Here is a 12470-nt window from a genome sequence, read left to right as displayed (position 1 = left end):
TCCTTGTCGTTCTGCGCTCAGGCGGCTTGGCCAACCTTTTCGGGGAACATGGCTGCCAGACCATCGGCGCTGGCTTCGCAGACGCCCCGTTCGGTGATCAAGCCGGTGACCAGACGGTTCGGCGTAACATCAAAGGCCGGGTTGCCCACAGCCGAACCATCGGGGACGACACAGACCTCTCCAATACCGTCCTTTGTCATGCCAAACACATGCGAGATTTCGCGGTCCGGTCGGTCCTCGATCGGGATTTCGGCGACCCCGTCCCGCAGCGTCCAATCGATGGTGGGTGAGGGCAAGGCCACATAAAACGGCACGTTGTTGTCACGTGCGGCCAGGGCCTTCAGATAGGTGCCGATCTTGTTGCAGACATCGCCGGTCGAGGTGGTCCGATCGGTCCCGGTGATCACCAGATCGACCAGACCATGCTGCATCAGGTGACCGCCTGCATTGTCGACGATGTATTGATGGCTGATTCCATGTTCGCCCAGCTCCCACGCAGTCAAGGCCCCCTGGTTCCGGGGTCGTGTTTCATCGACCCAGACATGGATCGGCAAACCAGCGTTATGCGCCTGATACATTGGGCTGGTCGCAGTGCCCCAATCCACGGTGGCCAGCCACCCGGCATTGCAATGGGTCAACAATCGCACCGGCTCACCCGAGGGTTTGCGGGCGGCGATGTCGCGGATCAAAGCAAGCCCATGTTCTCCGATCCGGCGATTGATCTCGATATCCTCTTCGCAGATATCATCCGCCAGCGCCCAGGCCGCGGCGGCGCGTTGATCAATTGGCAGGGGCAGCAAGGCCTCCCGGCAGCGCTGCAACGCCCAGTTCAGGTTCACCGCCGTTGGCCGGGTCGCGTTCAGCACCGAGGCTGAATGTTCAAAACTCTGATCAGACGGGTCACGAGAAATCGCCTCCGCCATCCCATAGGCAGCGGTCGCACCTATAAGAGGCGCACCACGGACCCACATCTCGCGGATCGCGGCCTCAAACTCGGCCAACGAGGACAAGGTGGCGATCCGGAAATCATGCGGCAGCCAGCGTTGGTCGATGATCCTGACTTCGCCGCTTTCAGCGTCGCGCCAGATCGAGTGGTAGTGAACACCGCCAATTTTCATCTTCTGCCCTCCGGTCGGGTTTCATGGGGTCTGCCACACGTTCCAGTATTTTCACGCAGGCCTCAAGCGCCGATGGGTTGTTTCCGCACGGCTTTTAGCAGCGGATTACAGATCGGCCAGTCCCATAGCGGCATAGGCGGGCGGCATAAGGGCGCGCCGCCACCGGCCCAAAGGAAAGCGTCGGGCTGTCTCGGACATGACATTTGGCAATCCGCTGGTCTGACCCAGCGCCAACCGCGCTAGGGCACGGCCGCTATAGGTGCCCATGGCGACCCCGTTGCCATGATAGGCAAAGCCCGCAAACATCCCTGCCTGTCCCGCAACAGGCCCAACAAAAGGCACCAGATCGCGCGACATGCACACCATGCCCGACCAGATATGAGTGACGTCTACCTCGGCCCACGCCGGGAACATACGCTTGAAGTCGCACTGCACCTGCGTGCGGATCGCTGCCTCGGATTTGGGTGAGGACAGCAGCCCGCCCCGCATGCCAAACAGGAACCGACCGTCCGGCATCAGGCGGAAATAGTGCAAGAGATTGCGCGTATCGTAGGACATCTGATCCGAGGTCCAACCCTGCGCCTCCTTCTCGACCTGTGTCAGAGGACGGGTGACAAGCACCGTGGATTGGGCAGGCATGTAACGAGCCGACATCCAGGACGGGATATCTTCGCTGGAGTACCCATTGGTGCAGACCAATACCTTGTCGGCTCGGATTTGGCCTTTTGGTGTTTGTACAGCAAAGGCTGACGCGGTCTTCTCAATGCTCAGAACGGGGCTGTTCTGAAAAAACATTGCGCCTTGCGCCTGCGCGACTTGGGTTAGGCCAAAAAGGTATTTCCGGGGATTGAGGCCGAAGCCGACAGGTGTCGTGTATCCTCCGTGAAATGGCCCGTTCAGGCCTAGACCGGGCAGATCAGCAGCTTCATGCAGTATGCCGTGATCTTCGGCCTTGCGCCTCAGCGTCTCCATCGCGCGGCGGGAATGGGCCAGTTGCGTCTCACCTTTTGAATGCCGATCCACTTCGATTCCGTAGCGGTCCAGAAGGCTTGCGACGAGTTGCACCGAGTCGCTTTCAGCCTCGGAATAGGCTTGCGCCGAAGCCTCACCATAGCGACGGCACATGGCCTTGTAGCTGAGTTTTGATCCCCCCAGACAGCAGAACCCACCATTGCGTCCCGAAGCTCCCCAACCGGGTGTTTCAGCTTCACACACTGCGACGGACACGGCGGCATCCGCCAGGTGCAGTGCGGCCGAAGCTCCGGTGAAGCCGCCGCCGATGATGGCAACATCAACCTGCAAATCACCCTGCTGTTCAGGCCAGTCGGGGGCGGCGATAGTTTCGTCCCACCAGCACCCCTGCCTTGGCCCATCACCATAGGTGTAGTCTGGAAATATCCGTTTCATTCGGCGCGCACGGCGGCCATCTCATCCTGCTTTTGCCGCATCATGGCGCGTTTGGTCACCAATGAGGCGGTGATGACACCGATAGTCACAACCGCGATCATGAGGGTCGACAGCGCGTTAATCTCAGGGCTGACACCAAGCCGCACGGCCGAGAAAATCTTGATCGGCAAGGTCGTGGCAGACGGACCCGAAGTAAAGGACGCGATCACCAGATCATCCAGAGACAGAGTAAACGCCAGCAGCCAGCCTGAGATCACCGCCGGTGCGATGATCGGCAGGGTCACCAGACGAAACGCTTGCGCGGGCGAGCAGCCAAGGTCCAAGGCGGCCTCTTCCAGCGACTGGTCAAAGGTCACAAGACGCGAGGAGACAACGACCGACACAAAGCACATCGAAAATGTCGTATGGGCCAGAACGATGGTCAGGATCCCCCGGTCCAACCCGATGCCGATGAAGAGCAGCAACAGGGACAGACCTGTGATGACCTCGGGCATGACCAGCGGCGCGTAGATCATTCCCGAGAACAGGGTGCGGCCAAAGAAGCGCCCTCCGCGTACCAAGACATAGGCCGCGGCGGTGCCCAGAATGGTCGCCAATGTCGATGAGAACACCGCCACCCGGATCGTCACCCATGCCGCGTCCAGAAACGCTTCGTTCTGGGCCAGCTCTCCGTACCATTTGGTCGAGAACCCCGCCCAGACAGTGACCAGTTTGCTTTCGTTGAAACTGAAGATGATCAGGATAATCATCGGGATGTACAAGAACGCGAACCCCAGCGTCAGGGAAACCGTGTTGAACCAGCTTAATCTGTTCATTTCTCGGCCTCCGCCTGTTTCTGCTGGTTGCGCTGGAACAGCACAATCGGCACCACGAGGATCAGCAGCAGAACCACCGCCACCGCGCTTGCCACCGGCCAGTCACGGTTTGAGAAGAACTCCTCCCACAGGACCTTACCGATCATCAGGGTGCCCGAGCCGCCGAGAAGTGAGGGGATCACAAACTCACCGATCACCGGGATCATCACAAGGAAACAGCCCGCAATGATGCCGGGGCGCGACAAAGGGATCGTTACCAGCCAGAAGGCCTGGAGGCGCGAACACCCCAGATCCTCGGCGGCTTCGATCAGTGACTCATCCATGCGCTCCAACGACGAATAGATCGGCAGGATCATGAACGGCAGATAGGTGTAGACGATCCCGATATAGACAGCCGTATTGGTGTTCAGAATCGTCAGTGGAGTCGAGATGATACCCGTCCATAGCAGAAGCTGGTTCAGATAACCTTCGTTCGACAGGATACCCATCCAAGCGTAAACGCGGATCAGAAATGAGGTCCAGAACGGCAGGATCACCAGCATCATCAGCGTCGGTCGCCATTCGGCCGGCGCGCGCGCCATCCCATAAGCTATTGGGTATCCCACCAGCAACGTCAGAAAGGTTGAGATCACAGCGATCTTCAGGCTGGAGAGGTAGGCCTTCCAATACAGGTCATCCTCGGTCAGCCAGACGAAATTCTCAAAATCCAGCTGGCTGAAGAAATCCTTGATCCCGGCCCAACCCTGCGACAGGTCCAACGTCGGCGTGTAGGGCGGAATCGCCAGTTCCGTGTCCGAAAGTGAGATTTTTAGGACAATGAAAAACGGCACCAAAAACAGAGCCAACAGCCAGACATAAGGAACTGCGATCAGCAGCGCGCGGCGCATCAGCTCGCCAACAGGACCGCAGCCGTCGCTGTCCAGGACAGCCAGACCGGGTCTTCCCATGTGAATGACCGACGCGAGATGCGGCGAGTATTGGCCGTTTGCGCCTTGATGATCGTTCCGTTCGGCAGCTCGACATGATAGGTCGAGAGGTTGCCCAGATAAGCGATATCCAACACCTTGCCCTGCACGGCATTGATTGCCTCGGCAGGGCGGTCGGTTGAGATCGTCACCTTCTCGGGCCGGATCGCCAGATGGCAGGCCTGACCCTCCGAGAAGCCGTTCGCCGAGGTTGCCGTCAGCGGAGCCTGCCCTTCGGCCCAGTCGATCCGATAGGTTTCCTCACCATTCGCGGTGGCGTGGCCTTCGATGATGTTTACGTCGCCGATAAAGTCAGCGACATAGACCGAGTTCGGGTTTTCATAGATGCGATCGGGCGTGGCGACCTGCATCAAGCGACCTTGATCCATTACCGCCACGCGGCTGGCAACGGTCATGGCTTCCTCCTGATCGTGGGTGACGATCACAAAGGTCGTGCCGGTCTTCTCTTGAATATCCATCAGTTCGAACTGCGTATCCTGCCGCAGTTTCTTGTCCAACGCACCCAGAGGTTCGTCCAACAGCAACAGCTTAGGCGCCTTCGCCAGCGACCGCGCAAGCGCGACCCGTTGCCGTTGACCGCCCGAGATCTGATGTGGCTTTCGGCGTGCAAATTGCTCGAGCCGTGTCAGGCGCAGCATCTCTTCCACCCGGTCCTCAAGGTCATGCTTGGGCATGTTGTCCCGACGCAGACCGAAGGCGATGTTTTCCCAGATGCTGAGATGCGGAAACAGCGCGTAGGACTGGAACATCATGTTCACTGCGCGTTTGTTGGGCGGGATCGGGTCAATGTCCTGACCGCCCAGAATGATGTGCCCCTCTGTCGGCGTTTCGAATCCCGCCAGCATCCGCATCATCGTGGTCTTGCCGCAACCCGACGGACCGAGCAGGGCAAAGAACTCTTTCTCGAAAATGTCCAGAGACAGATTGTCTATGGCCGTGAAATCTCCAAACCGTTTGGTGACATTCTGGAATTGGATCAAGGGTTTCGCCTGCGGGTCATCCCACGGCGCAAAGACGTCAGAGTTCAAAACGGCCCCCGTTCGACAATCTGGAAGTGGGCGCAAGGCGATCCCCGCCGCCTTGCGCGAAATCGGATCAGGTGCCCGATTTGATCTTGGTCCACATACGGGTCACAACCCGCTGTGTTTTTGCCGGGTAAGGCGTCGTGATGTAGAGGTTCTGCATCGTCGCATCATCCGGATAGATCGCCGGATCACCGATCACGTCTTCCTCAAGGAACTCTTGCGAGGCCTTGTTGCCGTTTGCGTAGTACACATAGTTCGACGCCGCCGCCATGTTGTTGGCATCAAGGATGAAGTTCAGGAACTTATGCGCGCCTTCCGGGTTCGGAGCGTCCGCCGGAATAGCCATCTGGTCGAACCACATAAGCGAGCCTTCGGCGAAGGGGTGGTATTCGATCTCAACGCCGTTGTCGGCCTCGGCCGCACGGTCACGGGCCTGCAGAATGTCACCCGACCAACCAACTGCAACGCAGATATCGCCATTGGCCAGCGCGTTGATGTATTCCGAGCTGTGGAACTTCTGGATATAGGGGCGCACGCCGGTCAGAACTTCCTCGACCTTCTTGATGACGTCAGGGTCATGGCTATCCGGGTCCTCACCCAGATATTGCAACGTCATCGGGATCATTTCAGCGGGGGCATCCAGGAAATGCACTCCGCACTCGGCCAGTTTCTCCATGTTTTCGGGCTTCAGCACCAAATCCATGCTGTTCAGCGCCACGTCATCCCCCAGCGCTTCTTTCACCTTGCCGACATTCACACCAATGCCAGTGGTGCCCCACATGTAGTTGATCGAATAAGCATTGTTCGGGTCGTATCCGGCAGTACGCTCCTGGATGACATCCCAAAGGTTGCCAGCATTGGACAGCTGAGCTGTATCCAGTTCCCGGAACGCTCCGGCCTGAATCTGGCGCTGAAGGAATGTACCCGAGGGCACCACGACATCATAGCCAGAGCCACCGGCCAGCATCTTGGTCTCCAGCAATTCGTTGCTGTCGAACACGTCGTAGATCAGGGTCAGCCCTGTCTCTTCCTCGAACTTCGTTAGAAGCTCCTCGTCGATATAGTCCGACCAGTTATAGACTCGCACCTCTTCGGCGAAGGCCGCCGAAGTCCCCAATGCGAGAACCGCTGTCAGTGTCAGCGTCTTGAACATCATTTTTGTTCTCCCTGCGATTATGGTGGGTATTGTCCCGTTTTTTTGGATTTGATCAAGTTTTGCGTTTTTCGACTTTGTGAACTATGGTTCCAAAAGGTCAACAGCCCGGCAAGTCGGCACCCATCGAGACAAGGCAAACCAATTGGATTTGATCAAAAATAAGGCACCTAAGCCCAATATTGACGCCGGGAAACGGCCCGCGCACGAACAGGTCTACCACACCCTTAAATCCATGATCATGTTCGGCGAGCTGGTTCCAGGTCAGCCCGTCACCATTCAGGGCCTGACTGATTCGCTCGGCGTCGGCATGACCCCCGTGCGCGAGGCGATTCGACGTCTGATCTCGGACGGTGCATTGGTGTTTCAGGGCAATCGCCGGGTCAGTGTACCCTTGTTGTCCAGCGGTGATGTTGAGCAGGTGATCTTCGCCAGAATTGCCATAGAATCAGAGCTTTCGAGACGATCCACCGCCAAAATGTCCGCCAGCGACGTTGATCAACTGGAATCTATCGACCAGCAATTGGACCAGATGATCGCGGATGGTGACGTTCACGGCTACCTGCATCTCAACCACAGATTCCACGAAACGCTATATTCGCATGCCGATGCGCCCGTTCTGAGCGATCTGGCCGAGCGTCTGTGGCTTCGATTCGGGCCATCCTTGCGTGTGGTCTGCGGCCGCTTCGGCACTCAGAGCCTGCCTGATCGCCATAAGGACATCATCACAGGGCTACGCGCCGGAGATGCGGAAAAGGTGGCGAAAGCGACCGCTCAGGATATCGAGCAAGGCATGGAACTGATGATCGAAGCCGCCTCGGACATCTAGAAAACACCGATTCGATTGACAGGAAATAATTTGATCATATTGTGACTCGCAACCACCGTTGCAGGAGTCTTTCGGATGTCCACGATCACAAACCACATGCCCACCGCCGAATTGCAAGCGCTGGATGCCGCCCACCACATGCACCCGTTCTCCGCCAACGGAGCGTTGGGGAAAGAAGGCGCGCGCGTCATCACCCGCGCCAAAGGCGTCTATCTGACAGACAGCGAAGGCGAACAGATCCTGGACGCGATGGCCGGCCTGTGGTGCGTGAATATCGGCTACGGGCGCGATGAGCTGGCCGACGCCGCCGCCCGCCAAATGCGCGAGCTTCCCTACTACAACACCTTCTTCAAAACGACCCACGTGCCCGCAATTGCACTGGCCAACAAACTGGCCGAGCTTGCGCCGGGCGATCTGAACCACGTATTCTTCGCCGCTGGCGGGTCCGAGGCGAACGACACCAACATCCGCTTGGTGCGCACCTATTGGGCCGAAAAAGGCCAGCCCGACAAGAACATCATCATCAGCCGGCACAATGCATATCATGGCTCGTCAGTGGGCTCCGCTTCGTTGGGCGGAATGGCCGGAATGCACGCACAGGGCGGTATTCCGATCCCGAACATCCACCATATCAATCAACCCAACTGGTGGGCCGAAGGCGGTGACATGACGCCCGAAGAGTTCGGCCTCGCCCGTGCGCGAGAACTAGAAGAAGCCATTCTGGAACTGGGCGAAGACCGGGTCGCGGCCTTCATCGCCGAGCCTGTTCAGGGCGCAGGCGGCGTGATCGTCGCGCCCGATACCTACTGGCCCGAAATCCAGCGCATCTGCGACAAATACGATATCCTGCTGATCGCCGATGAAGTGATCTGTGGCTTTGGCCGCACCGGCAACTGGTTCGGATCGCAGACCGTTGGCATCAAGCCTCATATCATGACTATCGCCAAGGGCCTCAGCTCGGGCTATGCGCCCATCGGCGGGTCAATCGTCAACGACGAAATCGCCGAGGTGATCGGCGGCACGGAGTTTAACCATGGCTACACCTATTCCGGCCACCCGGTCGCAGCGGCTGTTGCGCTGGAAAACCTGCGCATCCTCGAAGAGGAAAAGATCGTCGAGCATGTCCGCGACGTCGCCGCCCCTTACCTGAAACAGAAATGGGAGGCGCTGGCCGATCACCCGCTGGTGGGCGAGGCCAAGATCGTCGGCATGATGGCGTCGATCGCGCTGACTCCTGACAAAGCCAGCCGCGCAAAATTCGCCTCGGCCCCCGGCACGGTGGGCTATATCTGCCGCGACCGCTGCTTTGCCAACAACCTGATCATGCGGCATGTGGGCGACCGGATGATCATCTCTCCGCCTCTGATCCTGACGACGGCGGATATCGACGAGATGTTCGTGCGCATCCACAAATCCCTGGACGAAGCACAAGCCGAGATCATCGCACAGGGCCTGATGAAGGCGGCCTCCTGATCCGCCCTTCATCTGGCTGAAAATATCCGGGGGGGACGCCGATAGGCGGCGGGGGCAGAGCCCCCCCTCTCTACCTCAACCGCTCAAGCAAACGAATAGACGCATAGCCATCTGGCAGCAGTCCTTGTGCCAGCTGATAGGCCCGCACCGCATTCACCGTATTCGGTCCAGTGCGGCCATCTATGCCCTGAGTATCAAACCCGGCCTGCGTCAACCGCGTCTGCAATTCCTTTTTTTCGGTAAAACTCAACACCCGGTCACCACGCGGCCAACTGGCCTGAAACGGAGCATCCCCGCTCAGACGATCCGACAGGTGACCGATTCCGATCACATAGGCATCCGCACCGTTATACGCCTCGATCACGCGGAAATTGTCAAAGATCATCAGCGCTACGCCCTGCCCGCCCGCAGGCAGCAAGATCGCCGCCCGGCCATGATCGCGCACCGGTTTGCCATCAAGCCCGACCACACCACGTGCCGCCCAGTCAGACGGCATCAGAGTGTGATCCCGCTTGGCCGTCGCATAGTCGAACCCCTCGGGCAGCCGCACCTCGACACCCCAAGGCTGCCCCTTGGTCCATCCATGCCGGGCCAAGTAAGCGGCGGCTGAGGCCAGCGCATCCGTCGGATCATCAGACCAGATATCACGCCGTCCGTCGCCATCGAAATCAACCGCGTGATCCAGATACGAGGTCGGCATGAATTGCGTATGCCCCATGGCGCCAGCCCAGCTGCCGACCATGCGACCCGCACTTACATCCCCGGCCTGAATGATCCGCAAAGCGGCAATCAACTGGGTCTCGAAAAACGAAGCGCGACGGGCATCAAAGGCCAATGTCGCCAGTGAGCGGATCGTCTGATTGCTGCCACGATAGGAGCCAAAGGAAGTCTCAAGGCCCCAAATAGCAGTTACGACCTCTTTCTCGACGCCATATTGCGCCTCGATCTGCCGCAGAACTTTCCGATGGCGCTCCAAACCCGCGCGACCATTCGCGACGCGCGTATCCGAGACGGCCGCGTCCAGATACTCCCAGATCGGCTTTGAAAACTCGGCCTGATTGCGATCCCGCTTGATGACCTTTTGATCGTAGCTCAGCCCGGCCAGTGCCTGATCCAATGTCTGCTGAGTGATCCCCTGCGCCACCGCCCGCCGCTGAAACGCGCCGAGCCATGCCTGAAAGCGGGCATTGCCTTCTACCGACACCCGAACGGCCTCAGCCGAGGGTCGCGGCACCGGCCGGAGGGAAATCACCACATCCGCCGAAGCCAGTTGTATCGTATTGTCCAAAAGTCGATTTTCTGACCTTTTTGAAGTTTCTGCTAAACCTGCCTGCATCATGGATGCCCACAATGCGGCGGTCATGACGCCGCCTATGCATTTACGCATTCCGTTTTTTCCTGATTACTGCTCTGGCGCAGAATAGCGCAAAACGGGCGGTTTTCAAAGCACGCAGACCGGTTATGACGATAGGGTCATCCGAGGATTTTCTGCCCGTTCTGCCAAACGGCCAGCAAATCCCCCTCGGGGCCGATATGCAGGACATGTGCCAGCGCGCCTTTGACCAGACGTCCGATCTGGCGATTGCCGATCAAGTTCGCGGGCACAAGGCTGGCCATCTGCAGGGCCTTAGCAAACGGCACATCGACCTGCGTGGTAAGATTCCGCGCCGCCTGCAACAATTCCAGATGCGCGCCGGCCAATGTTCCGTCGGCCAGCGTTAGCCGGTTGTCCTCCCGGTGGATTTCACGGCCATTGAGCTCAAAAACGCGGATATCCGACCCTGCCGTCGCCATGGCATCGCTGACCAGAAAAATCTCACCCGGCCCCTGCTTGGCGTTCAGCGCAGTGCGGATCATGGCAGGATGCACATGGATCATGTCCGCGATTAATCCCGCCGAGAATTTCCCCTCGGCCAATGCCGCGCCAACGGTTCCCGGCGCGCGTCCTTGCATCTGGCTTTGCGCGTTGAACAGATGCGTCACACAGCGCGCGCCGGCCTTTGCAGCAGCAACGCAGACCTCATAACTGGCATCGGTATGCCCCAAGGAGACCAAAACACCTGCCGCCGTCAGCGTTTCAATCTGGGCGATTGTGACGCTTTCGGGTGCCAGCGTCACTTTAAGAACCGGCAATAGGGCGGCGGCCTCAAGCAGTGCCGCGACATCCACATCTTCCATCGGGCGGATAAAGGCAGCGTCATGCGCGCCTTTGCGGGAGACGGCCAGATGTGGGCCTTCCAGATGCAGGCCAACGATCCCCGGAACGTCTTGCCGCACGGCCTCAATCACGGCCGATATGGCATTTGCAGTGACCTCGGGCGAATCCGTGATCAAGGTCGGCAGGATCGAGGTCGCCCCGATCTGCGCATGAGCCCCAGCCATGATCTGCAGCGCGTCAACATCCGGCTGGTTGTTGAACATCACCCCACCGCCGCCATTGACCTGCAGATCGACGAAACCCGGCGCGAGAAGTCCACCCTCCAGCGCGACTGGCACATGCCCAGAGCCAAGTTCCGACATGGGAACGACGCCATCAACCCGCCCACCCCGATGCAACAGCGCGTGGTCTTTCACGACGCCGTCCGGCGTCAGAATATCTGCTCCGATGAGGGCGTGGGTCGTCTCCGTCATACCGTCTCCGTCACCTTCTTGAGGTGCCGGGGGGCATCCGGGTCAATGCCGCGCGAGGCGGCGAAAACCTCGACCATGGAGTAGAACGAAACAATCAGGCTCAGCGCGTCGGTCAGCGGGTGTAGCGTGCGGACATGTTCGACCGGCGACGCAGATTTGACCTTGGTCGTGGTCGCAAAAACGCGGGCCCCTTTGGCGCTGATCGCGTCGGCGACCTCGGACAACGCGGGTTCCGCAGCGTCGGCAGCAGCAAAGCTGAGGACAGGAAACCCTTCTTCGACAATCGAGACCGGCCCATGCAGCACTTCGGCCGAAGAATAGCTCTCCGCGTGCAATTGGCAGGTCTCTTTGAACTTCAATGCGGCCTCGTTGGACATGGCGAGCACCTGCCCGCGCCCCAAGGTGAACAGCGACGGGTTCGCCCCAATCGCAACCCGTACCTCAGGCCAGTCGATACGCGCAGCTTGCGCCAGCCGTTCTGGCAAATCGCGAATGGCCGCCAAAAGCGCCTCGTCCCGCGCCCATTCGGCCAACACCCACAGGCCCGCCACGGCGGAGGACACAAATGTCTTGGTCGCGGCCACACTTAGTTCGGGGCCTGCCTGTATATCAATCGTATGGGCGCAGGATACCGCCAGCGGAGAGTCCGCGTCATTTGTCAACCCGATGGTCAGTGCGCCATCACGATCCGCGCTGCGGACCATCGACAGGATATCCGGGCTTTGCCCGGACTGGGACACGGCCAGACACAGGCTGTTTTGTAACCGAAGCGGCGCGTTGTAGATCGACGCGACAGAAGGGCCGACCGACGCCACGGGCAGGCCCAACAGGATTTCTGATGCGTATTTGAGATAGGTGCAGACGTGATCTGAAGACCCCCGCGCCACGCTTGTCAGAAAGGCAGGATCAAGGGTCCGGACGACCTCGGCCGTGGACGCGATGTCCTTTTGACCTCGACTGAGCAGCCGTTCGACCGCTTCGGGTATCTCATCGATTTCCCGGCGCATCCGGGTGATCTGCTGTTGCATGTGCT

11 protein-coding genes are annotated in these 12470 nt (G+C 59.2%); 2 read left to right on the top strand and 9 right to left on the bottom strand.

Translation table 11 applies throughout. From position 1 onward, the window contains the following. Positions 1–17: 17 nt before the first annotated feature. The 6 genes from mtnA to ACXAH8_RS10995 form a co-directional block, all read right to left on the bottom strand. Entirely contained in the window at positions 18–1118 is a 1101-nt protein-coding gene (gene mtnA / locus ACXAH8_RS11020; RefSeq protein WP_475218340.1) for an S-methyl-5-thioribose-1-phosphate isomerase, read from the bottom strand. Positions 1119–1223: 105 nt separating this feature from the next. Then, positions 1224–2525, bottom strand: a complete 1302-nt coding sequence (locus tag ACXAH8_RS11015) for an NAD(P)/FAD-dependent oxidoreductase (RefSeq protein ID WP_475218338.1) — start codon at positions 2523–2525, stop codon at positions 1224–1226. Then, the gene (locus ACXAH8_RS11010; protein ID WP_170375678.1) at positions 2522–3340 is read right to left on the bottom strand and encodes an ABC transporter permease; all 819 of its coding nucleotides are present in this window, start codon (positions 3338–3340) and stop codon (positions 2522–2524) included. The genes ACXAH8_RS11015 and ACXAH8_RS11010 overlap by 4 nt, the downstream gene beginning before the upstream one ends. After that, a complete protein-coding gene (locus tag ACXAH8_RS11005; protein WP_170376046.1) occupies positions 3337–4227 on the bottom strand; it encodes an ABC transporter permease subunit in 891 nt (296 codons plus the stop codon). Before ACXAH8_RS11005 ends, ACXAH8_RS11010 begins: the two co-directional genes overlap by 4 nt. Then, positions 4227–5354 carry an ABC transporter ATP-binding protein gene (locus tag ACXAH8_RS11000; RefSeq protein ID WP_170375680.1) on the bottom strand — a complete coding sequence of 376 codons (1128 nt, stop codon included), beginning with the start codon at positions 5352–5354 and terminating at the stop codon, positions 4227–4229. The genes ACXAH8_RS11005 and ACXAH8_RS11000 overlap by 1 nt, the downstream gene beginning before the upstream one ends. 67 nt (positions 5355–5421) lie before the next feature. Then, positions 5422–6507, bottom strand: coding sequence for a polyamine ABC transporter substrate-binding protein (locus ACXAH8_RS10995; protein WP_170375682.1), 1086 nt, complete (start codon positions 6505–6507; stop codon positions 5422–5424). A 142-nt stretch (positions 6508–6649) separates the two neighbouring features. On the opposite strand from ACXAH8_RS10995, the gene ACXAH8_RS10990 reads away from it, so the two are divergent. Beyond that, complete coding sequence (locus tag ACXAH8_RS10990) at positions 6650–7333, top strand: GntR family transcriptional regulator (protein ID WP_475218334.1); 684 nt, start codon at positions 6650–6652, stop codon at positions 7331–7333. 75 nt (positions 7334–7408) lie between these two features. Next, on the top strand, positions 7409–8806 hold the full coding sequence (locus ACXAH8_RS10985; RefSeq protein WP_475218331.1) for an aspartate aminotransferase family protein: 1398 nt from the start codon (positions 7409–7411) through the stop codon (positions 8804–8806). A 70-nt stretch (positions 8807–8876) separates the two neighbouring features. Here the strand turns inward: ACXAH8_RS10985 and ACXAH8_RS10980 are convergent, their stop codons facing one another. From ACXAH8_RS10980 to ACXAH8_RS10970, 3 genes are all read right to left on the bottom strand, one after another. After that, positions 8877–10193 carry a lytic murein transglycosylase gene (locus ACXAH8_RS10980; RefSeq protein WP_475218329.1) on the bottom strand — a complete coding sequence of 439 codons (1317 nt, stop codon included), beginning with the start codon at positions 10191–10193 and terminating at the stop codon, positions 8877–8879. 86 nt (positions 10194–10279) lie between these two features. Continuing rightward, a complete protein-coding gene (gene nagA, locus ACXAH8_RS10975) occupies positions 10280–11437 on the bottom strand; it encodes an N-acetylglucosamine-6-phosphate deacetylase (RefSeq protein ID WP_475218327.1) in 1158 nt (385 codons plus the stop codon). Beyond that, complete coding sequence (locus tag ACXAH8_RS10970) at positions 11434–12465, bottom strand: SIS domain-containing protein (RefSeq protein WP_475218325.1); 1032 nt, start codon at positions 12463–12465, stop codon at positions 11434–11436. The genes nagA and ACXAH8_RS10970 overlap by 4 nt, the downstream gene beginning before the upstream one ends. Positions 12466–12470: the final 5 nt, after the last annotated feature.

It is taken from the genome of Ruegeria sp. ABV3_008, from assembly GCF_056161185.1.
The sequence above is the reverse complement of the archived record's forward strand: the minus strand, read 5'-3'. Positions and strand labels throughout refer to the sequence as shown.

Excerpts from the sequence above, each read along its gene's own strand:
- mtnA (WP_475218340.1), bottom strand. The coding sequence starts at position 1,118 with ATGAAAATTGGCGGTGTTCACTACCACTCGATCTGGCGCGACGCTGAA.
- ACXAH8_RS11015 (WP_475218338.1), bottom strand. The coding sequence starts at position 2,525 with ATGAAACGGATATTTCCAGACTACACCTATGGTGATGGGCCAAGGCAG.
- ACXAH8_RS11010 (WP_170375678.1), bottom strand. The coding sequence starts at position 3,340 with ATGAACAGATTAAGCTGGTTCAACACGGTTTCCCTGACGCTGGGGTTC.
- ACXAH8_RS11005 (WP_170376046.1), bottom strand. The coding sequence starts at position 4,227 with ATGCGCCGCGCGCTGCTGATCGCAGTTCCTTATGTCTGGCTGTTGGCT.
- ACXAH8_RS10995 (WP_170375682.1), bottom strand. The coding sequence starts at position 6,507 with ATGATGTTCAAGACGCTGACACTGACAGCGGTTCTCGCATTGGGGACT.
- ACXAH8_RS10985 (WP_475218331.1), top strand. The coding sequence starts at position 7,409 with ATGTCCACGATCACAAACCACATGCCCACCGCCGAATTGCAAGCGCTG.
- ACXAH8_RS10980 (WP_475218329.1), bottom strand. The coding sequence starts at position 10,193 with ATGCGTAAATGCATAGGCGGCGTCATGACCGCCGCATTGTGGGCATCC.
- nagA (WP_475218327.1), bottom strand. The coding sequence starts at position 11,437 with ATGACGGAGACGACCCACGCCCTCATCGGAGCAGATATTCTGACGCCG.
- ACXAH8_RS10970 (WP_475218325.1), bottom strand. The coding sequence starts at position 12,465 with ATGCAACAGCAGATCACCCGGATGCGCCGGGAAATCGATGAGATACCC.